The sequence below is a fragment of the Pseudomonas alkylphenolica genome, assembly GCF_004025535.1.
Lineage (GTDB): Bacteria > Pseudomonadota > Gammaproteobacteria > Pseudomonadales > Pseudomonadaceae > Aquipseudomonas > Aquipseudomonas alkylphenolica_A.
In genome coordinates this window covers 249,227-275,552 of the sequence record NZ_QJRG01000048.1, presented here as the reverse complement: position 1 = coordinate 275,552, position 26,326 = coordinate 249,227, and the positions used below count along the sequence as shown (strand labels likewise).

Sequence of the window (26,326 nt, the reverse complement as noted above, 5' to 3'; positions counted from 1 at the left end):
TAGATCCGTGAAAATATTTATTTAAATAAAACAAAGGATTAGGCGTTTCATCCAGGAAACGCCGAAGGATGTATCACCGGTGAAACAGGCAAGGTGCGGGGTGACGGAAGGCTGACTCATTGCGGCGCAGGCGGGATACTTTATGTAACAGAGCGGTGCGTTCCGGCGCTGTGTTCGCGGCGCCAGACGGCAGGAGCCTTGCTGAACTGGGCTGTGAACCAGCGGGTGAAGGAGCTGGGCATCGAGTACCCGAGCATGTCGGAGATGCGGCCCAGCGAATAGCCCGGGTTGTTCAGGTAACGGACCACCAGGTCGCGGCGCACGCTGTTGAGCAAGTCACTGAAACTCGTACCGTCGGCCTCCAGGCGTCGCTGCAGGGTGCGCACATTCAGGCCCTGGGTCAGCGCCACCTGCTCGGGCGTGGCTTTGCCCATCGGTAGCAGCAGGTAGATCGACTTGCGCACCTCGAAGGCCAGGCTGTGGTCGTTCTTGCCCCGCAGCGAGTTCAGGTAGCGCTCGGCATGTCGGGCCAGGGCCTGGTTGCCCAACGGGTTGGCGGTGTCGAGGTTGGCGGCGGGGCAGGCGATGCCATTGAACTCGCAGCCGAACTCCAGTTTGCAGCCGAAGACACGGCGGTGTACCGCCAGGTCAGCCGGTGCCTCGTGGGTAAAGCAGACGTACAGCGGCTGCCAGTGCACGCCCAGCAACGCGGCACAAAAGCGGTACAGGATAGCGATGGCCAATTCGATCGACTGGCGGTTAAGGGTGCCGGTTTCGGTGATGAGCTCCTGGCGGATGATCACCGTCTTGCCGCTTTCTTCGATGAAAATCGCCAGGGAGTCGTTGAGCAGGTGGCGGTACTGCACGATCACATTCAACGCATCGCGCAGGGTGTGCTGATGGCTGAGTAACAGGCTGACTTCGCCAAAGTCCGCCAGGTTGCGCAGTTCGGCCATGCGCAGGCCCAAGGTTTCGCAGCGGGTGAGCTGCGCGGTGCGCTCCAGTAACTCGACCGCTGCCTGGGCGGGAATGTGTTGCTTGCTGTCGGCGACAACGACTGGGCAGAAACCCGCCTCACGCAGCAGGGCGTCGCCGTCAAACTGCAGATGGCGCGTGACCTCCAGGTAATTGCTCAGCACGGCGGTACGGGCTAATAAAGTCATGGTGTCTTTCACCTCCCTTTGCTGACATCTGACATCCGGCGCACAAGACGCATTGTTATAGACGGTTAACCTGCTGATCTGTACAGGTCGTCATCAAAAGACAAAAAGCTGACGCGAAAAGTGAAGCGCTGTGCGTGGTCGAAAATTACTGTGCAAGCACATAACAGACGCAGGAAGTCGTTCCGTGGTGAAAACAAAAAAAATTCCACCTGCTCACAACGCCTACAACTACCCGTTGTTGATCAAAAGCCTGTTGCTGTCCGGCGTGCGCCATGCCCCGGAGCAGGAAATCGTCTCGGGCCATACGCTGCGCTACAACTACCGTACGCTCAACACGCGTATCCGCCAGCTGGCCAACGCGCTGACCAACGCCGGGGTAAAGCCGGGTGACACCGTGGCGGTGATGGACTGGGACAGCCATCGGTACCTGGAGTGTTTCTTTGCCGTGCCCATGATCGGCGCCGTACTGCACACGGTGAACATTCGCCTGTCGCCGGAGCAGATCATCTACACCATGAACCACGCCGAAGACGACCTGGTGCTGGTGCACGACGATTTCTTGCCCATGCTCGAGCCGATTGCCGATCAACTGACCACGGTCAAAGGCTACATCCAGCTCAGCGACACGGGTGCAGCCGCCACCGGGCTGCCGGTGCTGGGCGATTACGAAACCCTGCTGGCCGAGGCTGATAGCGTTTACGACTTTCCCGACTTCGAAGAAGATTCGATTGCCACCCTGTTCTATACCTCCGGGACCACCGGCAACCCCAAGGGAGTTTACTTTTCGCACCGCCAGCTGGTGCTGCATACCCTGAGTGCGGTTGGCACGCTCGGCGCGTACAAGGGCCTGCCGCTGCTGCGTTCGGACGATGTCTACATGCCCATCACGCCGATGTTCCATGTGCACGCCTGGGGCGTGCCTTACGTCGCCACGCTGATGGGGATCAAGCAGGTGTACCCGGGGCGTTACGAGCCCAACAACCTGGTGCGCCTGTACCGCGAAGAAAAGGTCAGCTTCTCGCATTGTGTGCCGACCATTCTGCAGATGATTCTCGACAGCGCTGAAGCGGCCACGACGGACCTGACCGGCTGGAAAATGCTCCTTGGCGGCAGCGCCTTGACCCATGGCGTGGCCGCCCAGGCAACCGGGCGCGGCATGGCCATCCATTGCGGTTACGGCATGTCCGAGACCTGCCCGATTCTCTGCACCACTTACCTGCGTGAGGCCGACTATGCACTGCCGGCGCATGAGCAAGTGGCGGCGCGGATCAAGACCGGTGTCCCTGGTGCGCTGGTGGACTTGAAGATCATCGACGCCAACGGCAAGGCACTGCCGCACGATGGCACTGCGCAAGGCGAGATCGTGGTGCGCGCACCCTGGTTGACCCAGGGCTACCTGAAAGAGCCGGAGCAGGGCGCACAGTTGTGGGAAGACGGCTGGCTGCATACCGGTGACATTGCCTCGGTCGATGCCCTGGGCGTGGTAGAGATCAAGGACCGTATCAAGGACGTGATCAAGACCGGCGGGGAATGGATCAGCTCGCTGGAGCTGGAAACCCTGATCAGCGAACACCCGGCGGTAGCCTCGGTGGCGGTGGTTGGTATTCCTGACCCGCAGTGGGGGGAGCGTCCGGTAGCGCTGGTGATCTGCGCGGCCAATGAGCAGGTGGATGCCAACGCCCTGAAGACACATCTGAATCAGTATGTTGAAAGCGGGCGGATCAACAAATGGGCGATCCCCAAGGAGATCCGCTTTGTGGCTGACATCCCGAAAACCAGTGTTGGCAAGATCAACAAGAAGCTGATCCGGGAAAACGAGTTGTCGTTGTAATCCTCTCTTGGCCTCTCTGAGGCCTTTTTTTTGAGGGGAATGGAATCCTGGGGCATTTAGACGGCGAGCTTATCCATTTGATGTAGCGCAGCTGCCGGCCCCTTTCGCCCTTACGGCGGGTCCCTTTTGTCTTGGCAAAAGGAACCAAAACCGCCTGCTCCTGCATACGGCCCTACGCTGCGCTCCGGGTCCCTTCCCTCCGGCGTCTTCCAGGGGCATCGCGGCCTACGACTTGCGAGCTTCGGCTTCGGCCGAAGGGTGCTGCGCACCAGCCCCCTCCAGACACCTCCACTCAGCCTCCTGAAGTCGCAAAGTTACGGGCGGCGCCAACAAGTGCGCATCTTCGAAATCAAAACATGGAGGCGCTGTTGATCTTGATCTTGATCTTGATCTTCATGCACGTCGGTTCAGGCGCCACGAACTGCGACTTCAGGAGGCTGAGTGGAGGTGCCTGTAGGGGCAGTGCGCAGCACCTTCGGCGAAGCCGAAGACGCGAGATGTAGACTTGGCGAAGCAAGTCGTAGGCCGCGTGGCCCCGGAAGGTGCCGGAGGGAAGGGACCCGTAGCGCAGCGTAGGGCCGTATGCAGGAGCGAGCGGTTTTGCCTACTTTTTCCAAGAAAAAAGTAGGCCGCCGTAAGGGCGGAAGGGGCCGGTAGCCGCGCCACAAAGAATGGATAAGCTCACAGCAACCCAACCCAACCCAACCCAACCCAACCCAAGAATGACATCCCCGCGAATCCGCGAAAATCAATTCCCGGCTGATTAGCGCCCCGTGCTCTCACGCAACCGCCGCCACAGCGTGGTACGGCTGACCCCAAGCCGGCGCGCGGCTTCGTCCATGTTCCCCTGGCAGGCATTGACCACCTGCCGGGCGTGCGCGCGTTCGGCCGTCTTGCCGTGATAGCGCAGGTCATCCAGAACCGTAGTGGGCTGAACCTCGAGCAATGACACAGGCGCCTGCTCGAACAGCTCGGGAAACAGCGCACTCAAGCTCAAGTCCGGAGCATCACCGCGTAACGCCTGAGCACACACCGCCGCCCGCTCGACAATGTTTTCCAGTTCCCGAATGTTGCCCGGCCAGTGATGGCGCAACAGATGGGGCGTCAACGTTTGCAGCACCTCATGATCAGCCGGAGCGGTACCTGGCTGACGTTCGAGCAGTGCATTGGCCAGCAGCGCAATGTCCTCGGGGCGCTCACGCAGCGGCGGAACCGCCAGGCGCAGGATGTTCAGGCGATAGTACAGGTCTTCACGAAAGCGCCCGTCGGCGATGTGCGCGCGCAGGTCGCAATGGGTTGCCGCGACAACCCGGATATCCACTGGCGTCGGCTCGCTGGCGCCCAGGCGAAGCACTTCACGCTCCTGCAGTACCCGCAACAGGCGGGTTTGCAACGACACTGGCATGTCACCAATTTCATCGAGAAACAACGTACCGGTATGCGCGCTTTCGATCAGGCCGACCCGGCCACCCTTGCGTGTCCCGGTAAACGCGCCTTCTTCATAACCAAACAGTTCGCTTTCCAGCAACGACTCGGCAAAGGCCGCGCAGTTGATCGCCACAAACGGTGCAGGTTGACGCGCACTGGCGTTGTGCAGGCTTTGTGCGAGCAGCTCTTTACCTGTGCCGCTTTCGCCGGTGATCAGCACCGTCGAATCGGATTGCGCATAACGCTTTGCCAGCTGCAGGGTGGCGCGAAACGCTGGCGCCTGGCCGAGGATCTGCTCGAAACGGTAACGGGCAGTGAACTGTCGTGGCCGCGCCTGGATACGGATGCGCCGCTCGGCTCGCTGGATGGCGCGGGTTTCCTGGCAGGTGATGACCATGCCGTCGGGCTGACCCGCTTCGATGATCGGGGTGAGGGTGGCCGCCAGGGTCTGCTCGCCAACGCGGATCAACTGGTTTTCTTCCTGCAAGGCCGCAGTATCGAGGGTCGGCAGCAGCTCGTGGACACAACGGCCCTGCGCCCATTGCGCCGTGACCTGAAGCAGGACCGCCATCTTCGGGTTGATCGATTGCACGCGCCCCTCGGCGTCGACCGCGATCACGCCATCGCTGAGGTTACGCAACACGGCATTCAGGCGCTGGTGCTGGCGCAGGCTCTGCGCACGGCTGTGGCAGAGCGACAGGGCATTGTTCAGGGTGCGGCGGATGCTATCGGCGTTGAGTGCCAGCACCCCTTGCACGCCCGAGGCCTGGGCCAGCTCAACGATGGTCGAGGAACCGACGATCACCGCAAAGCCCTCATCGACCAGCTGCTGCACCTGTTGGCGGGCCTCTTCGAAGTTGCTGTAGGTGGCCTCGCGCAGCGCCACGGTGAACAGCGACTGCATCGCTGCCAGCTCCGGGTGGGTATGGCGAAAGCTCAGGATGCCGACGCGGGTGGCGCGTGACCTGGCCAGGTCCAGGGCACGCACCAAATCGAATTCACCCATATGGATAGCCATCACTGGAATGGAAATGTGCTGGCGCAGGTACTCGGCGGTGGCCCCGGAACAGACGATCATGTCGACGCATTGTTCGGCTTCGAGCGTACGTGCGGTCTCCAGCAACTGGGCCAACGGCGTGTCGACGATCTCGATGTGCGCGCGTCGATGATAGTCGCCGGCCGCTTGCTCGATGAGGCACGCCATGGGGCTGGGGCCATTGGCAGGGCGTCGGTGGGTGAGCAGGGCGATGATCTTTGGCAGGTAAAGGGCTTCAGGCATGGGGGCTCCACAGGTGCGTGTGGCAGTGCAGGAGTAGGCGGGCGCCGTCGTTGCGATGGCGCCCGGGTGGCACTACAGCGGGTTGACCAGGTGCCCGCCGTCCACCGCAATGATGCTGCCGGTCATAAACGCACTGGCTTCGCTGGCCAGCAGCAGCAACGGGCCATCGAGCTCCTGAAGCTGGCCGAGGCGGCGCATGGGCACCCGCTCGCGGATATAGCCTTCACCGGCCTCACTGTCGAAGTAGTCGCTGTTCATCTCGGTTTTGAAGTAGCCGGGGGCGATGGCGTTGACGCGGATGCCATGACGCGCCAACTCCAGGGCCATCGCCTTGGTCAGCTGCACGACACCGGCCTTGGCGGTGCAGTAGTGGCTCAGGCCCGTGCCCACGCGCAAGCCGAGGATCGAGGCAATGTTGATGATGCTGCCGCCGCGCCCGGCCTTGATCAGACGCTGGCTGGCACATTGGGCGACGCGGAACACGCCATCCAGGTTGGTCGACAGCATGCTGTGCCACTGCTCTTCGCTCAGTTCGGTAAAGCGTCCGGGATCGCCGATACCGGCATTGTTGATCACTACATCAATGTGGCCGAACCGTGCCTGGGCGGTATCGAAGGCCTCTTCGACGCTGTCGCGGCGTGTCACGTCAAGGCTCACGGCAAGCGCATCGCCGCCGTTCTGTTGCAGTTCGCCGGCCAGCTGTTCAAGGCGTTCGACGCGGCGCGCAGCGACCACCAGGTTGGCACCGGCACGCTGGGCCACGCGGGCGAAATGAGCGCCCAGGCCACTGGACGCGCCGGTGACCAGCACGGTCTTGCCGGTCAGGGAAAACGGGGTGTCGAGCATGGTTGTTCCTTGTTCTCAGAGCACTTCAAAAAGACCGGCAGCACCCATGCCACCGCCCACGCACATGGTCACGACCACGTATTTCACACCGCGACGTTTGCCTTCGAGCAAGGCGTGGCCGACCATGCGCGCGCCGCTCATGCCGTACGGGTGACCAATGGCAATGGCGCCGCCGTTGACGTTGAGGCGTTCGGGGTCGATGCCCAGCGCCTGCTGGCAGTACAGCACCTGGCAGGCAAAGGCTTCGTTGAGCTCCCACAGGCCGATGTCGTCGACCTTCAGGCCGTGTTGCCTGAGCAGTTTCGGCACCGCCAGCACCGGGCCGATGCCCATTTCCTCCGGGGCCAGGCCAGCTACGGCAATGCCGCGGTACAGGCCCAGCGGCGCCAGGTTGCGTTGCTCGGCCAGGCGCGCGTCCATCAGCACGCAGGCACTGGCACCGTCGGACAACTGGCTGGCATTGCCGGCGGTGACGCAGCCGCCGTCGATCACAGGCTTGAGCCCGGTGAGGTCCTGGAGCACGGTCAGCGGGCGGTTGCCCTCGTCCTGAGTCAGGGTGACCTGCTCGAAACGCTCGTCGCCGGTGGCCTTGTCGATCACTTTTTTGCTCGTCGTAACCGGCACGATCTCGTCGGCGAACAGGCCCGCCTGCTGGGCGGCGGCGGTGCGCTGCTGCGAGGTCAGCGCGTAGGCGTCCTGTGCTTCGCGGCTGATGGCGTAACGGCGGGCGACGATTTCGGCGGTTTGCAGCATGGGCATGTAAGCGTGCGCAGCGTTGAGTTCCACCTGGGTGTCGCGTTCGTCCATGGCCCATTGCATGTTGCGCGCCTGGACCAGGCTGATGTGCTCCTGGCCGGCGCCAATGGTCACCTGCATGCCGTCGACCATGATCTGCTTGGCGGCCGTGGCGATCGCCATCAGGCCCGAGGCACATTGGCGATCCAGGGTCTGGCCGCTGACGCTGTAGGGCAGGCCGCTGGCCAGCGCAGCCATGCGCCCCAGGTTCCAGCCGGCGGTGCCGGCGGGCATGGCGGTGCCCATGACCAGGTCGTCGATTTCATCGGTTTCGATACCGGCGCGTATCACCGCAGCACGGATGGCATGGCTGGCCATGCTCGGTGACTTGAGGGCGTTGAAGGCACCGCGAAAGGCTTTGCCGATCGGGGTGCGGGCGGTGGAGAGGATGACAGCTTCTTTCATGACCGTTTCCTGTTATCAGCGTTGCGCAATGTGGGTGTGGTGGTGGGCAACCAGGTGTTCAAGCAACGGCGCCGGCTGCAACCATTGCTGGCCGTAAGCGCCGAGCGCCTGACGGTAGTGCGCGATGCCGTGCAGCACGGTGTCCAGCCCCAGCTGCTCGGCGTAGTGCAGCGGGCCACCGCGCCAGGCCGGGAAGCCGTAGCCATTGGTCCACACCAGGTCGATGTCGCCGCTACGCAGGGCAATACCCTCGTCAAGCAACTGCACGCCTTCATTGATCAGCATGAACAGGCAACGGTCGTGGATTTCCTTGTCGCTGATGGTGCGCCTCTCGATGCCCAGCTCGGCGGCGAGGTGCTCGGCGATCTCGACCACCTCCGGGTCTTCCAGGCGCTCGCGGCCTTGGTAGTGGTAAAAGCCGCGGCCGGTCTTCTGGCCGTGACGGCCAAGGGTGCAGAGTTCGTCGGCGAGGCGGAAGTAACTGGGGTCGTGGGCCAGTTCGTCGCGCCGGGCCTGACGCACCTGGTAGCCGATATCGATGCCGGCCAGGTCGTACATGGCGAACACGCCCATGGCCAGGCCGAGGCCGGTCAATACCGCGTCGACCTGCCCCGGGGTGGCGCCTTCCAGCACCAGGCGATGGGCTTCGCGGGCATAGGGTTCGAGCATGCGGTTGCCGATAAAACCGAAGCACACCCCGGACACCACCGGCAGCTTGTCGATGCGCCTGGCCACCTTCAGGGTGGTCGCCAGCACGTCGGGAGCGGTGGCCTTGCCGCGCACCACTTCCAGCAGGCGCATGACATTGGCCGGGCTGAAGAAATGCAGACCGACCACATCCTGGGGGCGGCGGGTGACGGCGGCGATCTGGTCGACATCCAGGGTCGAGGTGTTGCTGGCGAGGATGGCGCCGGGTTTGCACACTTCATCGAGGGTGCGGAATACGTTCTGCTTGACGCCGAGGTTCTCGAACACCGCCTCGATGACCAGGTCGGCGTCGGCCAGGTCGGCATACTCCAGGGTGCCGGTGAGCAGGGCCATGCGCTGTTCGAGTTGCACCTGGCTGATCTTGCCGCGCTTGCGGCTGGTCTCGTAGTTCTGGCGGATCTGCGCCAGGCCCCGGTCCAGCGCTTGTGACGACAGTTCCAGCACGGTCACGGCGATGCCGGCATTGATGAAGTTCATGGCGATGCCGCCGCCCATGGTGCCGGCGCCGATTACCGCCACCTGGTTGATGTCGCGCAAGGGGGTGGAGCGGTCGATACCGGGGATTTTCAGCGCTTCGTTCCTGGCGAAGAACTGATAACGCAGCGCCTTGGCCTGCGGGTGTTCAAGGGCCTCACGGAACAGGGCCTGTTCATGTGCCAGCCCCTGTGTCAGTTCAAGCTCGCAGGCGGCACGCACGGCGTCGAGTACCGCCTGGGGCGCGTGTTGTCCAGTTTTGCGCGCCGCCAGCTGCGCGTTCTGCTCATCGAAAAACGTCGCGGTGGGGGGGCTAATCGGTGCGGGGCGATGGGTGCGAGCAGGCGCATCGTTGCCGATGCTGTCGGCCAGCAGTTGACGGGTATAGGTGCAGGCCTGGGCGAGCAGGTCGTCGCTGTGTTCGACCAGGCAGTCGATCAGGCCCAGCTCATGGCCTCGGCGGGCCGAGATCGGCTGGCCGCCGAGCATCATCTCCAGCGCTGCCTCTACGCCGATCAGTCGCGGCAGACGCTGCGTGCCGCCGGCACCCGGAATCACTCCCAGGGTCACCTCGGGCAGGCCCAGGCGCGCCGAGGCCACTGCCACGCGGTGGCTGCAGATCAACGCCAGTTCCAGCCCACCGCCCAGGGCCACGCCGTCAATGGCGGCAATCAGCGGTTTGCCAAGCCGGGCGAGGGCGGGCAGCAGGTCGGGCAGGGCAGGCGCCTGCCAGGTCAGAGGGCCGCCGAACTCGCCGATGTCGGCACCGGCACTGAACGGCAACTGCTGGCCATAGAGGACAATGGCGCGCACCTGCGGGTCGTTGGCGGCGATCGTGCAGGCGTCGGCCAAGGCTTCGCGCAGGGCGTGGCCGAGTGCATTCACGGGGGCGCTGCACAGGCCGATCAGGGCCAGTTCCTGGTCGCGGCGATAGTCAATCAACTGGGACATGGGTTCCTCGTCTCCTCAGCGGCCAAAGGCGCTGTCGGTAATGGTCATCAGGTTTGAACTGCCGCTTTCGATCAGCGTGCGGTGAAGCGTGGCGCGGGGCAGCAGGCGCTGCAGGTAGAAGCGTGCGGTTTCACGCTTGCCCTGGTAGAACGCCTGTTCGTCGCTGCCGGCAGCCAGCGCCTGGTCGGCGAGGCAAGCGGCCCGCAGCCAGTAGTAACCGAGCAGGGTGTAGCCACTTTGCATCAGGTAGTCGAAGGCGCTGGCACCGACCAGGTTGGCATCGTTGTGATGGAGCGCTTGCAGGGCCGCACTCACTTCGCGCCAGGCAGCTACCTGATTGAGCAGCGGCTGTGCCAGTTCGGCCGGAACGGCGGGTGCACGGGCGAAAACCTCGATCTCGGCAAGCAACTCGCCCAGGGCCTGGCCATTGTCGGCAAACACCTTGCGGGTCAGCAGGTCGATGCCCTGAATGGCGTTGGTCCCTTCATAGATCGTGGTGATGCGTACATCACGGGCAATCTGTTCCATGCCCGATTCGCGGATAAAACCATGCCCGCCGAACACCTGGATACCCAGTTGCGCGGCTTCATTGCCCGCTTCGCTGAGAAAGCCCTTGGCGATGGGTGTGAGCAGGGCCAGGCGGCGCGCGGCGGCATCGCGCAGCGCTGGTTCGCCTGCGTGATGCAGGCGGTCGACATCCTGGGCGCAGGCATAGGCGAGCATGCGCCCGCCTTCGGCGAAGGCCTTCTGGGTCAGGAGCATGCGCCGTACATCGGCATGGCCAATGATCGGGTCGGCTGGCTGCTCGGGGTTCAGGCGCGGGCTGGCGCGCATCTGCAGGCGTTCGCGGGCGTACCCCAGGGCGCCTTGAAAGGCTGACTCGGCGTGGGCCTGGGCCTGCTGGGCGACCGCCAGGCGCGACTCGTTGATGAAGGTGAACATGGCGTTGATGCCGCGGTTCGCTTCACCCAACAGGTGACCGCAGGCGCCGTCGAAATTGAGCACGCAGGTGGCATTGCCGTGAATGCCCATTTTTTCTTCGATGGCACCGCAACTGACGCCGTTGAGCTCGCCCACTTGCCCGTTGGCATTGACCTGGTGCTTGGCAACCACGAACAGCGAGATGCCCTTGATACCGGCAGGGGCACCTTCGATACGGGCCAGCACCAGGTGCACGATGTTCTCGGCGAGGTCGTGTTCACCGGCCGAAATGAACATCTTGCTGCCGCTGATCCGGTAGCTGCCGTCGTCCTGAGGCACGGCGCGGGTACGCAGCAAGCCCAGGTCGGAGCCGCAATGTGCTTCGGTCAGGCACATGGTGCCGGTCCAGCGCCCGGCGATCAGCGCCGGCAGGTAGCGCTGCTTGATCACCGGGTCGGCATGGGCACTGAGGGTGCTAATCGCACCGCCGGTGAGGTTGGCGTACATGGTCCAGGCATGGTTGGCGCTGCACAGCATTTCATGAATGACAAAACCCAGCGTTGGCGGCAGGCCCTGGCCGCCATAGGTGGGGTCTTTGTCCAGGCCCAGCCAGCCGTTGCCGGCAAACTGGTGGAAGGCAGCGGCAAAGCCCGGCGGCGTGGTGACCTTGCCCTCGTGCAACCGGCAGCCGTGTTCATCGCCGATGGCGTTCAAGGGCGATAGTTGATGGGCAGCGAACTTGGCGCCTTCCTCGACGATGGCATCGAAGGTGGTCGGGTCGAGGGCTTCGCAATCGACCAGCTGTTGATAGTGGCCGGCAAGGTCGAGCAGCTCATGGGCGACGAAGGCGATATCGCGTAGAGGGGCCTGGTAGGTGGGCATGCAGCGCTCCGAGATGGATTGGCGATGCCCCGTTGTACCAATACGCGCGGCGCGCAGCGTCCACCCCCGGGTTGATTGAGGGGTGGAAAGTGCACTGAGTGGAGGTGGAGGTCAGTCCAGCAGGCCGAGCCCCTGGGCCATTTGCCGGGCGCTGTCGCGATCGGCGACATCGAGCTTGCGGAACAGGTTGTTGATGTGGGTCTTGACCGTGCTCAGGCTGATGAACAGGGCTTCGGCAATCTGCTGGTTGGTCTGCCCGCGTGACAAGCGCTGGAGCACTGCCAGTTCGCGCCGCGACAGCGGCACGATCAACCCCTGGTGGGGCTGTTCCCTGCCTGCCAACAGACGGGCGAACAGCGGGTTGAGGCGCTCGCGCGATGGCGCCGGCGCGGTCAGCGCCAGCTGCTCGCGGATCTGCGGGGCCAGCAGGTGCTGCAACGATTCCAGCTGGTCTTGCCCTTCGTATTGCAACAGTTGCCCGAAGCCATGGCTGCTGGCCAGTTGCAGGGCCTGCTCTAGGCAACGCAGCGCCGCATCGCGGGCACTGCGGTCCTGCTCCAGGGCCGTTTCAAGCAGCAGCACGTCGAGCAGCAGGCGCTGGTTCGACTGCGCCTGCGCCTGGTCCTTGAGTTCGGCATGAATCTGCCAGGCCTTGCGGTGCTGCCCCAGGTGGCGCTGCACCCAGGCATAGGCCAGCCATTCCTCCGGCAGCAGGTGTTCGCCATAGCGACGGAAACACCCATGCCACTCATCCAGCCACCCCAGCAGAAACGCCTGGTCATCCTCGCGCACGGCCAGCCGGGCACGCCAGGCGCCGGCTTGCCGGTACAGCAGAAACAGCTGGTACTGGCGCGCCATGCGCCGCACTTCGTCCCAGCGCGCCTTGGCCTGGCGGGTTTCACCCAGCGCCCAGTACAGGCAGGCCTGATGGTGGAAGATCCACGCCAGCGCAGCGCAATGCGGGAAGTCCAGCGCCAGCGTTTCCGCCTGGATCAGGCACTGGCGCGCAGGCTCCAGCTGGTTGCCCTGCAGCAGCACCAGGCCCTTGCCCAAATGGTGGAACAGGGCATAGAAAATGCCCGAACTACTGGTGCCATTGGGGTTGGCCAGCCCCAGGAAGCGCTGCCAGGCCTGTTCGCCCTTGCCCTGAGCCAGTTCGATCTGGCCGAGCAGCAACTGCATGAGGTTGGTGTACCCGCTCAGGCCGAAGGCTTGCAGCTCGTTGAGGGCGCGTTCGGCTTCAGCCTTGGCCTCATCCAGGTTGCCCAGCGCGAACAGGCAACTGGCACGGTCGAAGTGCAACACCGAGCTGGCTGCGTTGGGCTGGGGAAGCTGCTGCAAGGTGCGGTCGGCGATACGCAGGCTGTGCATCAGGTTGCCGCCGAGAAAAGCCAGGCGGGTGCGCAAAAACGCCAGGGTTTGCTGGACCCGTTGCGGATGGCGGTGCGGGGCCTGCTGGCGGAGCAGCCCTTGCAGGCGCCGCAGGCACTGGCAGGCGTGCACCACGTCATTGGTGACGATGACGATCGAGGCCTCGGTGGTGGCCAGGGTGAAACTGTCGCCGCCGGTTTGCCCGGCCAGCTGGGCGAGGAAGTCGACCAGGGTGTTGATCTTGCCCTCGCGCAGCAGTTCGAAGGCATGGCGGTCGACGATGGACAGCACCGCCTCGACATCCCCGGCGCGCACGAACTGGTGCAGCGCTTCGGTAAAGTGGCGCTGGTCCAGCAGCCACTGCGCCGCCTGCTGATGCAGCTGGCGCAACTGCCGGGGATCACGCTGCTCAAGGCGCTGGTAGAGGCTGTTGCGCATCACCGGGTGGTAGCGGTACTCGTTGAGTTCGTCCGGGCGGGTCTCGATGAACAGATCCTGGCGTTGCAACTGGCGCAGTTGCTCGCGCACGTTGCTGCTGGCGTTGAGCTGACCGGCAAGTTGCAGGTCAAAGACCTGCACCACCGAGGTCCGCTCGAGCAGGCTCAACAACTCGGGTTTGAGCTGGCGCAGGCGTTCTTCCTCCAGGAACTGGCGGGCATGGGCGTAGGCCTGGCGGCTGATTGCGCGCAAGTCGCTGGCCCCTGGCCCGTTCGAACCCGCCTGCTCGTATGCCTCGAGCCAGAACAACACGCCACTGATCCAGCCTTCGCTGCCGGCGCGCAGTAGGTAGATGGCGTCGGCACTGAGCTGTACGTTGCGCAGGGCGGCAAGTTGCCGGGTCTCTTCGCTGTCCAGGGCCAGGTCCTGGGCGGTGAGCAGGGTCAGCCGCGCGTCGCGGCGCAGATGGGCCAACGGTAGCCGCGGCGGGCCTTCGCTGGCCGCCAGCAGGCGCAGGTTGGGCAACGGGAACTGCAGCAGCTGGTCGAGGTACTGGTAAGCCTGAGGGGCATGCAGCAGGTGCAGGTCGTCGAGCAGCAAGGTAAGCGGTTCGTCCCTGCGCTCCAGGTGCTGCTGAATGTCACTCCACAGGCGCTGCGGATCACCAGCCGGGGCGCTCGCTGGTACATTCAGTGCGGCCTGCAGGTGGACCAGCAGGCTCAAGGGCTGGTTGTCGGCAGCGCTCAGGCGCAGCCACGCGCAGGTGGCGCTGTGGCGGCGGGCGAACTGGCCGAGCAGGGTGCTTTTGCCGTAGCCCAGCGGCGCCTGCAGCAAGGTGAAACAACCGGCGTCAACGGCCTGCTCCAGCCGATCGAGCAGGCGCCCACGGGGGAGCGCGCGGCGCGGCTCGGCCGGAAGACGTAGCTGGTTGGGCTTGAGCACGGGAAGGAGCATCAGGGCGTATTTCCTTGCAGGCAAAGCGTATTCAGCGCCGCGGCGCACGATAGGGTGGCGCGCCCATCCTAGCCGAGAGTGGCAGCAGGGTGGGAGTGCCTGTGTGCAGGCGGTTGACCGGCGTTGCGCTTTTGAAACCCGGATTCACTGATGCAAGTGCGGTGTTCAATTCTGCAATCGGTTCGATGTCCTAAACTTGATAAATAATTTAAATACATCGTTCAAATAATTGATTAATGAGCATTAAATATTTCTATTTTTACGCGTGGCATCGATCTTGCTCCCGAGCAGGGCAGCTTTCAAATTGCGAGATCGAGCAACTATGCCAAGCAGTAATCCATTGCGGCGTGACAACGCCCAGACAGATATCCCGCAAGCCCATGAAGCGTTGGCGGCCTACCTGAGCGAGCAGCTCGATGGCAGGCCGGTGGTCATTGAACGAAGCGAGCGCCTGTCGGGGGGCGCCATCCAGGAAAACTGGCTGATCGAGGCCGTGGTGCATGAGGCCAAGGGGCCACTGCGCCAGCGCTGGGTGCTGCGCACCGATGCCGCTTCTGCGGTGGCCGCCAGCATGAGCCGTGAGCAAGAGTTTGCCGTACTGCGCACGGTTTACCAGGCCGGCGTCAACGTGCCCGAACCCCTGTGGCTCTGTCACGACCTGCAGGTGATCGGCCGGGTGTTTTTCGTCATGCAGGCGCTGGCCGGCAATGCCAGTGGTTTCGGCTTGACCACCACTGCATTCAGCGATGAACAACGCCGAGCTATCTGCATCCAGCTCGGCGCCTGCCTGGCGCGGCTGCATCAGGTTACCCCGCCGCAGGCCGGTCTCGGCTTTCTCGGCTCGCCGGTCAGCGACCCGGTGCAAGACAGCGTCGACCGTTACCGGCATTTTCTCGACACCTTGCCCGAGCGCCACCCGGCGCTGGAGTGGGGCCTGCGCTGGTGTGAACTCAACAAGCCCGCGCCACTGGCGCCGTGCCTGATCCACCGTGATTACCGCACCGGTAACTACCTGCTGGACAACGGCGTGCTGACCGGCGTGCTGGATTGGGAGTTTGCCGGCTGGGGCGATCCGCGTGAGGACCTCGGCTGGTTCACGGCACGCTGCTGGCGCTTCGCCCGCGCGGACCTGGCGGCAGGCGGCATAGGCGAGTTAAACGACTTTCTCGCCGGTTACCGCAGCATTCGCAACCTGGACCTGACGGGCGAGGACTTGCAGTTCTGGCAGGTCATGGCCCACCTGCGCTGGGCGGTGATTGCCTTGCAGCAACAGCAGCGCCATCTGTCCGGGCAGCAGCGCTCGCTGGAGTTGCTGCTCACGGGCCGTCTGGTGCCCACCCTTGAACACGAAATCCTCGCCCTGACCGGAGGCATGCAGCCATGAGCCAACGCACTGTGAGCGATTTGCTGGCATGCACCCGAGAGCTGCTGCTCAGCCAGCTGCTGCCGGCATTGCCCTCTCCGTTGCACTACGAGGCGCGGATGATTGCCAACGCCTTGGCAATTGCCGGCCGCGAAGTGGACCAGTTGCCCGCCTGCCGCGATGCCGAATCGCGTGCTCTGAACGCGGTGCTAGCGCTGCTGGGGCTGCCGCCGTTGCCGCTGGAGCAGGCGCAAACCGTGCTCAGCGAGCACATCCGCCTGGGGGCCTTCGACGCCGACGATGATGCCCGGCGCTGCCTGCTGGATGCCTTGCGGCGCAGTAACCGTGAACAGCTGAACATCAACAACCCCAAGGTGCTGGCTGATGAATGACCTTGCAGCAGGCGCGATGCGTCGTCGCCGTTGTTATCTGGTGCGCCACGGCCACGTGAACTATTTCGATGACGCGGGCAAACCCCTCGATCCGCGCAGCGTACCGTTGTCGGCCAAAGGCCTTGAGCAGGCGCAAGCGCTGGGGAATGTGCTGTGCGATGTGCCGTTCGACCGTGCGCTGTGCTCGGATTACCCCCGCGCCAGGCAGACACTGGATCAGCTGATAACCGGCCGCACGCTTGCGGTCGAGGAACTGAGCGGCCTGCGCGAAATTCGCGCCGGGCGCCTGCGTGACATTCCCGCGCATTTGCTGCACAGCGAGGTGGCCGGGGCCTACCAGCGCGCCGCCTGTGAAGGCGGGAGTTTTCTGCGAGGCGAAGGCTGGGCCGCGTTCCAGGCGCGGATCCTGTCGCAGTTCAACCGGCTGCTGGCAGACCCTGACTGGCACAGCGCGCTGGTCGTCAGCCATGACGCGGTCAACCGCATCCTTCTGGCCTGGGCCACGGGCGCAGGTTTGCAAGGCTTGGCCGCCTTCGAGCAGGACCATGCCTGCCTGAATGTGCTGGATATCGACATGGACGGCCCCCGCGTCGTGCGTGCGCTGGTGCGCACGCAGAACTTCACCCCCTATGACCCGGCCAAGGTCGGCATCGGGCACACCGTCATGGAACACCTGTACAGCACCATTGACCCGCGCGTGCTGCACGCCTGATTTCACTTCGACGCCAAGGAACATAACCATGAATTTTGCACTCCCTGCCGAGCTGCTGGCCTTGCAGGCCAAGGTCCGCCGCTTTATCGCCGAAGAAATCGTGCCGATGGAGCGCGACCCGCGCCAGACCGCCCACGGTCCGAACGCCGAATTGCGCCAGGCGCTGGTTGAAAAGGCTCGGGCCCATGGCCTGTTGACGCCGCATGCGTCCAGAGAAATGGGTGGTCTGGGCCTGAGCCATATGGAAAAGGCGGTGATCTTCGAAGAAGCCGCCTATTCGCCGCTGGGGCCGATCGCCCTGAACATTCATGCGCCCGACGAAGGCAATATCCACCTGCTGGAGCTGGTCGCAACGCCTGCTCAGAAGCAGCGCTGGTTGCTGCCCATGGTGCAGGGCCACATCCGCTCCTGCTTTGCGATGACCGAACCGAGCCCGGGGGCCGGTTCCGACCCTTCGATGATGACCACCACGGCGGTCCGTGATGGTGACGACTACCTCATCAACGGCCAGAAGTGGTTCATTACCGGTGCAGAAGGGGCCAGCGTCGCGATCATCATGGCGCGCATGGAAGACGGCACGGCCACCATGTTTCTCACCGACACCGACCGCCCGGGGTTCATTCTGGAGCGCATGATGGACTCGCTCGACAGCTGCTTCGCCGGCGGCCATGCGGTGCTGCGCCTAGACAACCTGCGGGTGCCGGCCGCTGACGTGCTGGGCGAAATCGGCAAGGGCTTTCGCTATGCCCAACTGCGCCTGGCACCCGCGCGCCTGACCCATTGCATGCGCTGGCTCGGCCAGGCCCGACGTGCCCACGAGGTAGCCTGCAGCTACGCCAGCCGTCGCCAGTCGTTTGGCAAGACGCTGGGCGAACATCAGGGGGTAGGCTTCATGCTTGCCGACAACGAGATGGACCTGCACAGCACCCGGCTGACCATCTGGCACTGTGCCTGGGTGCTGGACCAGGGCGAGCGCGGCAACGTCGAGTCGAGCATGGCCAAGGTGATCAGCTCCGAGGGCATCTGGCGGGTCATCGACCGCTGCGTGCAGGTGCTGGGCGGGCAGGGGGTTACCGGCGAGACGATTGTCGAGCGGATCTTCCGCGATGCCCGCAGTTTCCGCATCTATGACGGCCCTAATGAAGTGCACCGCATGAGCCTGGCGAAAAAAGTGCTGTCGCGCTTTACCGAGGGCAAGCAATGAGCCCGGATACGTTTCAGGATCAGGTGGTGATGATCACCGGCGCAGCCAGTGGTTTTGGTGAACTGCTGGCGCGGCGTCTGGCAGGCCTGGGCGCGCGGCTGGTGCTGGGTGACCGCAACGAAACCGGGCTGGCCCGGGTTGCCGCGCAGTTGCGCGAGGCAGGTGCCAGTGTCGTCGCCCAGGCCTGTGATGTAAGCCGCGAAAGCGAGGTCAGCGCTTTGGTCGATGCCGCGGTGGAGCATTTCGGGCGTCTGGATATTGGGGTCAACAACGCCGGTATCCTCACGCCGATGAAAGCCTTCATCGACACCACCGAGGCCGAGCTGGACCAGAGCTTTGCAGTCAACGGCAAAGGCGTGTTCTTCGGCATGAAGTACCAGATCCGCCAGATGCTCAGCCAGGGCAGCGGGGTGATCCTCAATGTTGCCTCGATTGCCGGGCTTGGTGGTGCGCCTAAACTGGCGGCCTATTGCGCTGCCAAGCATGCCGTGGTCGGGCTGACCAAAGGGGCGGCGGTTGAATACGCTCGGCAGAACATCCGCATCAACGCCGTGTGCCCGTTCTACAGCGCGACGCCGATGGTGACCGACAGCGAAGTGGGCGAGAAGCAGGACTTCCTCGCCCAGGGCTCGCCGATGAAGCGCTTTGCCGAACCTGACGAGGTGGTCGCCGTCATGCTGATGCTTTGTGCCCGCGAGAACGGTTACATGACCGGGCAGGCAATTGCCGTGGATGGTGGTTTGTCGGCGTATTGAGCGACCCTGAAACAAGCCCGCGACAGAGCGCGGGCTTGTTTACCGCTGCCAGGTAATTATTCGTCGCGGATAAAGGCCAGCAGATCGGCGTTTATCTGGTCCGCGTGGGTAGTCGGCATGCCGTGAGGCAACCCCGGATAGGTTTTCAGCGAGCCGTGCTTGAGCAGCTTGATGGCCAGACGGGCAGAATCGTCGATGGGCACGATCTGGTCGTCCTCACCGTGCATCACCAGGGTCGGCACCTGGATCTGCTTCAGGTCTTCGGTAAAGTCGGTTTCGGAAAACGCCTTGATGCAATCGTAGTGCGCCTTGGTGGCGCCCATCATGCCCTGACGCCACCAGTTCTCGATGATGCCTTGCGACACCTTCGCGCCCGGGCGATTGAAGCCATAGAACGGGCCCGCCGGCACATCGAGGAAAAACTGCGCGCGGTTGGCCAGCAAGGCCTCGCGAAAGCCGTCGAACACTTCGATCGGCAGGCCACCGGGGTTTTTCTCCGACTTGACCATGATCGGTGGCACTGCACCGATCAGCACTGCCTTGGATACCCGCCCAGGTTTCGCTCGCGCCGTATAGCGAGCCACTTCGCCACCACCGGTCGAATGCCCGACATGCACTGCACCAATGAGGTCCAGTTTGTCGGTGAGCTGAATCACGTCGTCGGCATAGGTGTCCATTTCGTTGCCTTGCCAGGTCTGCGATGAGCGCCCGTGGCCGCGGCGGTCATGGGCAATGACGCGAAAGCCTTTGCCGAGGAAGAACATCATCTGGCTGTCCCAGTCGTCGGCACTCAGCGGCCAGCCGTGGTGGAACATGATCGGCTGGGCCTCTTTGTCGCCCCAGTCCTTGTAGTAGATCTCGGTGCCGTCTTGGGTAGTAAAGGTACTCATGGCCTAACTCCTGTGCTCGCCTGGATCGCTGTGGCTGAAGGGTTGGGGGTGGCACGAAGCGGCCGCGCGAATTGACTGCGGGCCGTCATTTTGAGCCGCGTAAGAGTGTAGCCGGGTGTGCCGACCCTACCAGTCAAGTGGTTACCATACCCGCTGAGTATAGTGGAATATTCAATTGATATTGGACGTAATTACGGCGATGTGCAAAGCTGGGCAAAGCTCATAAAAACAACAGTCCAACGCGTCAGTAGACGTCCGGACGCCCAGCCTCTGGAAGCTTGCAATGACCCATGCCGTGATCGAACGCATCGAAACCCTCATTGTCGACCTGCCGACCATCAGGCCGCACAAGCTGGCCATGCACACCATGCAATCGCAGACCCTGGTGATCATCAGGCTGCGCTGTGCCGACGGCATCGAAGGCATCGGTGAGTCCACCACCATCGGTGGCCTGGCCTATGGCTACGAAAGCCCGGAAAGCATCAAGCAGAACATCGACGCACACCTGGCGCCGGCCTTGATCGGCATGGACGCGGGCAATATCAACGCGGCGATGCTCAAGCTGGACAAGATCGCCAAGGGCAATACCTTCGCCAAGTCCGGTCTTGAGTCGGCACTCCTCGATGCCCAGGGCAAGCGCCTGGGGTTGCCGGTCAGCGAACTGCTCGGCGGCCGTGTGCGCGACAGCCTGGAAGTGGCCTGGACCCTGGCCTCCGGCGACACCGCCCGTGATATCGCCGAGGCCGAGCAGATGCTCGAGCTGCGCCGCCATCGCATTTTCAAGTTGAAGATCGGCGCCAACCCTGTCGACCAGGATCTTGCCCATGTCATCGCGATCAAGAAGGCCCTGGGTGACCGGGCCAGCGTGCGCGTGGACGTCAATCAGTACTGGAACATTTCCCAGGCCCTGCGGGCCTGCCGGGTACTGGGCGACAACGGCATCGACCTGATCGAGCAACCGATTTCGCGCAACAACCGGGCAGGGCAAGTGCACCTGCACCAGGTCAGCCCGGCGCCGATCATGGCTGATGAATCGATCGAAAGCGTCGAGGATGCCCTGTGCCTGGCCATCGACGGCGCTGCCAGCATCTTTGCCCTGAAGATCGCCAAGAATGGCGGGCCACGTGCCGTGCTGCGCACCGCGCAGATTGCCGAGGCGGCAGGCATTGCGCTGTACGGCGGCACCATGCTCGAAGGCAGCGTCGGCACCCTGGCCTCGGCCCATGCCTTCATCACCCTGAATCAGTTGACCTGGGGCACCGAGCTCTTCGGGCCGTTGCTGCTGACCGAAGAGATCGTCACCGAGGCCCCGGTATACCGCGACTTCCACCTGCACGTACCACGTACTCCAGGCCTGGGACTGACGCTGGACGAAGAGCGCCTGGCACGTTTTGTTCGCCGTTGATAGAGGTAGACACCATGCTGTTTCACGTAAAGATGACGGTAAAACTCCCCACCGATATGGCCCCGGACGCCGCGGCCAAGCTCAAGGCGGATGAAAAGGAACTGGCCCAGCGCCTCCAGCAGGAAGGCACCTGGCGTCACCTCTGGCGCATTGCCGGTCACTACGCCAACTACAGCGTGTTCGATGTGCCCAGCGTCGAGGCCCTGCACGACACGCTGATGCAACTGCCGCTGTTCCCTTATATGGACATCGAGATCGATGGGCTCTGCCGCCATCCGTCCTCGATTCATGCTGACGATCGCTGATCACCTTCAATAACAATAAGACGGGTAATAACCATGACCGTGAAAATTTCTCAGACTGCCGACGTCCAGAACTTCTTCAACGAAGTGGCGGGTATCAATAACGACCAGGGTAACCAGCGCTTCAAGCAGATCGTCCTGCGCATCATTCAGGACGCTGCGCGACTGATCGAAGACCTGGAAGTCAGCGATGACGAATTCTGGAAAGCGGTGGACTACCTCAACCGCATGGGTACTAACCAGGAGGCCGGCCTGCTGGTCGCCGGGCTGGGTATCGAGCACTTCCTGGACTTGCTGCAGGACGCCAAGGATGCCCAGGTCGGCCTGACCGGCGGCACCCCGCGTACCATCGAAGGGCCCCTGTACGTTGCCGGTGCGCCGCTGTCGCAGACCGAGGCGCGGATGGACGACGGCACCGACCCGGGTACGGTGATGTTCCTCAAGGGCCGTGTGCTCGATGCCCAGGGCAACCCGGTTGCCGGCGCCACCGTCGACGTCTGGCACGCCAGCACCCAGGGCACCTACTCCTACTTCGACTCCAGCCAGTCGCCGTACAACCTGCGCCGGCGCATCCTCACCGACGAGCAGGGCGGCTACCGTGCGCGCAGCATCGTGCCGAGCGGCTACGGTTGCCCGCCCAGTGGCACCACCCAGGAAGTCCTCAATCAGCTGGGCCGTCATGGCCAGCGCCCGGCGCACATCCACTTTTTCATCTCGGCGCCGGGCTACCGTCACCTGACCACGCAAATCAACTTCGAGGGTGACCAGTACCTCTGGGACGACTTCGCCTACGCCACGCGTGACGGCCTGGTCGGGCGCCTGGACTTCAACAGCGATGCCCAGGCCTCCCGCGAGCGCGGCCTGGAAGGCCAGCCGTTTGCCGATCTGGAGTTCAGCTTCCAGTTGCAGGACGCCAAGGACGCCGGCGCCACCGAGCGCAGCCAGCGCCCGCGTGCATTGCAGGAGTAAGCCTGCAACGCAGCCGTTGTATTCGCGCCTGCCGGTGGGTGACCGGCAGGCGCGGATTTATCTGCACCTAAAACACCCGGCACCGTTTGACGTTCGTTGTTCTCCTGCCCCAGGCACTCACGCCTAACAATAAATTCAATAAAGCGTGGTGTTGATCACGCGTGCGCCTGGCCGTGCGTTCAGATCGACCCCGTGGGAGTGTGATCTTGAATATAGAAGCCGTAACGCCCGTTGTGCTTAAACAGAAACGCTACCTGTACGAGTGGTATGTCGTCGGCTTGTGCATGGTCGCGTACATCTTCTCGTTTGTTGACCGGCAAATACTGGCGTTGATGATCGAGCCGATCAAAGCCGACCTGCAGATCACCGATACCCAGTTCAGCCTGCTGCATGGCCTGGCGTTTTCACTGTTCTACGCGTTCATGGGCATGCCCATCGCCTACCTGGCTGACCGTTTTTCACGCCCGAAGATCATCGCCCTGGGTGTGGTGTTCTGGAGTTTCGCCACGGCCGCCTGCGGCGTGAGCAAAAACTTCCTGCAGATGTTTCTCGCGCGCATCGGCGTTGGCGTGGGGGAGGCGGCGCTGTCGCCGTCGGCCTACTCGATGTTCAGCGACCTGTTCCCCAAGGAAAAGCTCGGGCGTGCGGTTGGCATCTACTCTATTGGTTCGTTCGTGGGCGGGGGCATTGCCTTTCTGGTTGGCGGCTACGTCATCGACCTGCTGAAAAACACCCAGGCCATCGAATTGCCGTTACTGGGCGCGATGCGCGCGTGGCAGCTGGCGTTCTTTCTGGTCGGGCTGCCCGGGGTGCTGGTCGGCTTGCTGATCTGGCTCACCGTGCGCGACCCGGCGCGCCAGGGCATTAAAGCGGATAAACACGGGGCACCGACGCGGGTCTCGATGCTGGATTGCCTGCGGTTTCTGCGCCGCCATCGCCAGACCTTCTTTTGCCACTACGTGGGCTTTTCGTTCTACGCCATGGCCCTGTACAGCATGATGAGCTGGACCCCGGCGTATTACATGCGCACCTTTGGCATGAGCCCGGTGGACGCCGGTTACATGCTCGGTATCGTCCTGTTGGTGGCCAATACCACCGGGGTGTTCTTCGGTGGCTGGCTCACCGACCACCTGGCCAAGCGCGGGTACCAGGATGCGGCGATGCGCACAGGGGTGATTGGTGCGATCGGCATGGTAGTGCCGGCGGTACTGTTCACCCAGGTCGGTACCTTGTTGCTGTCGGTCGGCTTGCTGGTGCCGGCGATGTTCTTCGCATCGTTCCCGATGCCGACATCGGCCGCCGCCATGCAGATCCTGGCGCCCAACCAGCTGCGGGCCCAGGTGTCGGCGCTGTTCCTGCTGGTCAGTAACCTGATCGGTCTGGGCCTGGGCACGACGCTGGTGGCGATGCTCACGGATCGCTATTTCGGCTCGCCTGCAGCCGTCGGCATGTCGATGTCGCTGGTCATCGCGGTTGCCTCGCTGCTGGCGATCTTCCTGCTGGGCAAAGGCTGTACTCATTTCCGCCAGAGCGTGCAGGCCGAACAGTCCGCGAACCACTGACGTGCCGGGATGATCCCGGGCAGGCTGTGCGCCAAGCACGGCCTGCCCGGGCCGCGTCTTACGACAAGGGCGAGAACGCGGCGGGGAGGTAGGCCACCGAGTTCATTTCCTGCAGTTGCGGTGCTGAGTTTTCCGGTGGCCAGACGCCGTCCTTTACCGCACGCGTGCGCACGTCCAGGCGCTGCTCCAGGCTTGCGTAGGGCCAGATATGCAGGTAGCGCGGCACCCGCCCGCTGGTGGCATAGAAGGCGGCATAAACCTGCGAGTACGCCTCATCGGTACGCGGTCCCACCGCTTTTTTCCAGCCCTCCAGCGTCGGCTCAAGGCCTGAAGGCACCAGGTTGTATTCGCGCAGCTCATAAAAGGGGCCGTGCGGGCCAGGTGGCAGCGGCTGTAGAAACGGGAACAGGCAGTAGTCATCGATGTGCTGGTGCAACAGGTATTCGCCAATGCGCAGGCCATCCGCTGCCAGCAGCAGGCGCTGGCGTTCAGCGTCCCTGATTTCGCTTGAGGCGAAGCTGCGCATCACCGCAATGGTGTTTTGCGGGCCAATCTCGGATACCCAGCACCCCACCAGTTCGACGCCTTCAAGCGCTTCAGACAGGGCCGCCTGCAACCGCGGCAGAGCGTGGGGGACGGTGCGCACGCGCAACGTCAGACGAATCAACTCGAATAGCTGATGGCTCATGTGCAACTCCTCGGGGTTTCAGTGGCGAGGCATCATGGCGTGAGGTCCTGTCGCTGACTAGATGGTTCAATAAAAAAATAAAATAAATTTCCATTATTTTTCGCGCTCGAATGATGTGAATTTGAAATATTGAAAATTAAAAAAACATATAAAACAAAGATATAAAGAATTTTCATCATCCATTTTCTACATTTTTGCCTCGATTTTTGGTTGCGCCATAAGCGTGAATAATCCATTGACTATTCACGTAAATGGAGGCACATTTGCTCCACGGCACCAAAACAAAAAAGGTACTCGATCATGCCGACCCATCCCGCTTGTCCCAAGCAGCCGGGTGCCTGTGAACAGGCGCCGGCACCCGCAGCACTGGCGTGCAGTCACGCTGCAGCCCCGAGGGCTTTTACGTCCTCTTGCCCCTTGCTCATTGCCCTTAACCGTGACTGAAGACGGAGTGTTCCTATGAATCCGCTTAGCGTGCCGGACGCAGCTCCTGTGTCTGCGCTATCCAGTGGTCCTGCCTTTGAAGCGCTGCTTGACGGTGTTCGGGCCCGTGCCCGGCTGGGTGAATTTGATCGCCAGCGTCACATTTCCCGGGATGTCATCGACGCCTTCAAGGCGCAGGGCGTGTACCGCGCACTGGTGCCTCGGCGCTTTGGCGGCAACGAGTGCTCGCCGGCGCAATTCTGCGAAATGATCGAACGCATTTCCCATGCCGACGGTTCTGCCGGCTGGGTCGCCAGCTTTGGCATGAGCCCTGTCTACCTCGCGGCGCTGCCGCTGGAGACCATCGCCCAGGTCTATGCCAACGGTCCGGACGTCGTGTTTGCCGGCGGCATCTTCCCGCCGCAGCCTGCCGAAGTGGTACCCGGCGGCTTTCAGGTCAAGGGCCGCTGGAAGTACTCCAGCGGTTCCATGGGCGCTGACATCGTCGGCGTTGGCATCGCGCCGAAAAACGGCGACAAGTTCGACCTGCCACGCATTGCCGTGATGCCACAATCAAAGGTGCGCATCGACCCGACCTGGGAAACCGTCGGCCTGCTGGGTACTGGCAGCCATGACCTGGTGATCGATGACGTCGTCGTCCCAGAGGAATGGACGTTTGTCCGCGGCGGGGCGGCCAACCTCGACGAGCCGTTCTTCCGCTACCCGTCGCTGTCGTTTGCCACTCAGGTGCTGTCGGTGGTGGGCCTGGGCGTCGCCCGCGCCGCACTCGACGAACTGGCCGGCATGGCCAGCGGCAGAATCTCGGTGACCGGCGCCCCGGCACTGGCCGACCGCCCGCTGGCCCAGGTCGACATTGCCAAGGCCGAAGCCGCCCTGCGCTCGGCACGCGCATTCTTCTACGAGTCGATCGAGCAGGCCTGGGAGCACGTGCTGGCCGGCAATCCGGTGCCGGCCGAGACGACCAATTTGCTGCGTCTCTCCTCGACCCACGCCACCCGCGTTGCGGCCGAGGTGGCACGCACCGCGCAAATGCTCTCGGGCATGACCGGTGTCTACAACGAAAGCCCGCTGGCGCGCTGCGTCAATGATGCACAGGTGGTCACGCAACACGCGTTCATGGGCGACGTTACTTATCAGAATGCCGGAGCGATTTTCTTCGGCAAACAACCGCTTCCTGGCTATATCTAATTACCG

The 26,326-nt window shown here is 63.2% G+C and carries 20 protein-coding genes; 11 read left to right on the top strand and 9 right to left on the bottom strand.

Features of this window, described 5'->3' with window-relative positions:
- Positions 1-140 precede the first annotated feature (140 nt).
- On the bottom strand, positions 141-1,163 hold the full coding sequence (locus tag DM813_RS21940) for an AraC family transcriptional regulator (RefSeq protein WP_128325499.1): 1,023 nt from the start codon (positions 1,161-1,163) through the stop codon (positions 141-143).
- Positions 1,164-1,347: 184 nt separating this feature from the next.
- Here DM813_RS21940 and DM813_RS21935 point away from each other — a divergent pair, with 184 nt between their 5' ends.
- Positions 1,348-2,994: a fatty acid--CoA ligase gene (locus tag DM813_RS21935; RefSeq protein ID WP_128325498.1), complete on the top strand. Its 1,647-nt coding sequence runs from the start codon at positions 1,348-1,350 to the stop codon at positions 2,992-2,994.
- Between the two features lie 763 nt (positions 2,995-3,757).
- On the opposite strand, the gene prpR is transcribed toward DM813_RS21935, so the two are convergent.
- The 6 genes from prpR to DM813_RS21905 all read right to left on the bottom strand — a co-directional run bounded on the left by prpR (position 3,758) and on the right by DM813_RS21905 (position 14,446).
- Positions 3,758-5,701 (bottom strand): propionate catabolism operon regulatory protein PrpR, encoded by a 1,944-nt coding sequence (gene prpR, locus DM813_RS21930; RefSeq protein ID WP_128325497.1) that lies wholly within the window; start codon positions 5,699-5,701, stop codon positions 3,758-3,760.
- A gap of 72 nt (positions 5,702-5,773) precedes the next feature.
- Positions 5,774-6,547 carry an SDR family NAD(P)-dependent oxidoreductase gene (locus tag DM813_RS21925; protein ID WP_128325496.1) on the bottom strand — a complete coding sequence of 258 codons (774 nt, stop codon included), beginning with the start codon at positions 6,545-6,547 and terminating at the stop codon, positions 5,774-5,776.
- Between the two features lie 15 nt (positions 6,548-6,562).
- Entirely contained in the window at positions 6,563-7,747 is a 1,185-nt protein-coding gene (locus DM813_RS21920) for an acetyl-CoA C-acyltransferase (RefSeq protein WP_128325495.1), read from the bottom strand.
- Between the two features lie 15 nt (positions 7,748-7,762).
- Positions 7,763-9,880 (bottom strand): 3-hydroxyacyl-CoA dehydrogenase NAD-binding domain-containing protein, encoded by a 2,118-nt coding sequence (locus DM813_RS21915; protein ID WP_128325494.1) that lies wholly within the window; start codon positions 9,878-9,880, stop codon positions 7,763-7,765.
- A gap of 15 nt (positions 9,881-9,895) precedes the next feature.
- Positions 9,896-11,683 (bottom strand): acyl-CoA dehydrogenase C-terminal domain-containing protein, encoded by a 1,788-nt coding sequence (locus DM813_RS21910; RefSeq protein WP_128325493.1) that lies wholly within the window; start codon positions 11,681-11,683, stop codon positions 9,896-9,898.
- Positions 11,684-11,794: 111 nt separating this feature from the next.
- On the bottom strand, positions 11,795-14,446 hold the full coding sequence (locus DM813_RS21905) for a LuxR C-terminal-related transcriptional regulator (protein WP_128325492.1): 2,652 nt from the start codon (positions 14,444-14,446) through the stop codon (positions 11,795-11,797).
- 322 nt (positions 14,447-14,768) lie between these two features.
- Here DM813_RS21905 and DM813_RS21900 point away from each other — a divergent pair, with 322 nt between their 5' ends.
- Genes DM813_RS21900 through DM813_RS21880 form a run of 5 tightly spaced genes read left to right on the top strand, consistent with a single transcriptional unit; the run spans position 14,769 to position 18,872 of the window.
- Positions 14,769-15,830, top strand: a complete 1,062-nt coding sequence (locus DM813_RS21900) for a phosphotransferase family protein (protein ID WP_128325491.1) — start codon at positions 14,769-14,771, stop codon at positions 15,828-15,830.
- The gene (locus DM813_RS21895; protein WP_128325490.1) at positions 15,827-16,201 is read left to right on the top strand and encodes a DUF6285 domain-containing protein; all 375 of its coding nucleotides are present in this window, start codon (positions 15,827-15,829) and stop codon (positions 16,199-16,201) included. The genes DM813_RS21900 and DM813_RS21895 overlap by 4 nt, the downstream gene beginning before the upstream one ends.
- Positions 16,194-16,913 (top strand): histidine phosphatase family protein, encoded by a 720-nt coding sequence (locus tag DM813_RS21890; RefSeq protein WP_128325489.1) that lies wholly within the window; start codon positions 16,194-16,196, stop codon positions 16,911-16,913. Before DM813_RS21895 ends, DM813_RS21890 begins: the two co-directional genes overlap by 8 nt.
- Positions 16,914-16,941: 28 nt before the next feature.
- Positions 16,942-18,117 carry an acyl-CoA dehydrogenase family protein gene (locus DM813_RS21885; protein ID WP_128325488.1) on the top strand — a complete coding sequence of 392 codons (1,176 nt, stop codon included), beginning with the start codon at positions 16,942-16,944 and terminating at the stop codon, positions 18,115-18,117.
- Positions 18,114-18,872, top strand: a complete 759-nt coding sequence (locus DM813_RS21880; protein ID WP_128325487.1) for an SDR family NAD(P)-dependent oxidoreductase — start codon at positions 18,114-18,116, stop codon at positions 18,870-18,872. The genes DM813_RS21885 and DM813_RS21880 overlap by 4 nt, the downstream gene beginning before the upstream one ends.
- Before the next feature lie 56 nt (positions 18,873-18,928).
- Here DM813_RS21880 and DM813_RS21875 read toward each other — a convergent pair whose 3' ends face one another.
- Positions 18,929-19,762, bottom strand: a complete 834-nt coding sequence (locus DM813_RS21875; protein WP_128325486.1) for an alpha/beta fold hydrolase — start codon at positions 19,760-19,762, stop codon at positions 18,929-18,931.
- Between the two features lie 283 nt (positions 19,763-20,045).
- Here DM813_RS21875 and DM813_RS21870 point away from each other — a divergent pair, with 283 nt between their 5' ends.
- From DM813_RS21870 to DM813_RS21855, 4 genes are all read left to right on the top strand, one after another.
- On the top strand, positions 20,046-21,167 hold the full coding sequence (locus DM813_RS21870; protein WP_128325485.1) for a muconate cycloisomerase family protein: 1,122 nt from the start codon (positions 20,046-20,048) through the stop codon (positions 21,165-21,167).
- Positions 21,168-21,181: 14 nt separating this feature from the next.
- The gene (gene catC, locus DM813_RS21865; RefSeq protein ID WP_128325484.1) at positions 21,182-21,472 is read left to right on the top strand and encodes a muconolactone Delta-isomerase; all 291 of its coding nucleotides are present in this window, start codon (positions 21,182-21,184) and stop codon (positions 21,470-21,472) included.
- 33 nt (positions 21,473-21,505) lie between these two features.
- On the top strand, positions 21,506-22,438 hold the full coding sequence (catA, locus tag DM813_RS21860; protein WP_128325483.1) for a catechol 1,2-dioxygenase: 933 nt from the start codon (positions 21,506-21,508) through the stop codon (positions 22,436-22,438).
- Positions 22,439-22,644: 206 nt separating this feature from the next.
- A complete protein-coding gene (locus tag DM813_RS21855) occupies positions 22,645-24,000 on the top strand; it encodes a spinster family MFS transporter (RefSeq protein WP_128325482.1) in 1,356 nt (451 codons plus the stop codon).
- 58 nt (positions 24,001-24,058) lie between these two features.
- Here the strand turns inward: DM813_RS21855 and DM813_RS21850 are convergent, their stop codons facing one another.
- A complete protein-coding gene (locus tag DM813_RS21850; protein ID WP_128325481.1) occupies positions 24,059-24,688 on the bottom strand; it encodes an NIPSNAP family protein in 630 nt (209 codons plus the stop codon).
- Positions 24,689-25,147: 459 nt separating this feature from the next.
- On the opposite strand from DM813_RS21850, the gene iacA reads away from it, so the two are divergent.
- Positions 25,148-26,320, top strand: a complete 1,173-nt coding sequence (gene iacA / locus DM813_RS21845) for an indole-3-acetate monooxygenase (RefSeq protein WP_128325480.1) — start codon at positions 25,148-25,150, stop codon at positions 26,318-26,320.
- Positions 26,321-26,326: the final 6 nt, after the last annotated feature.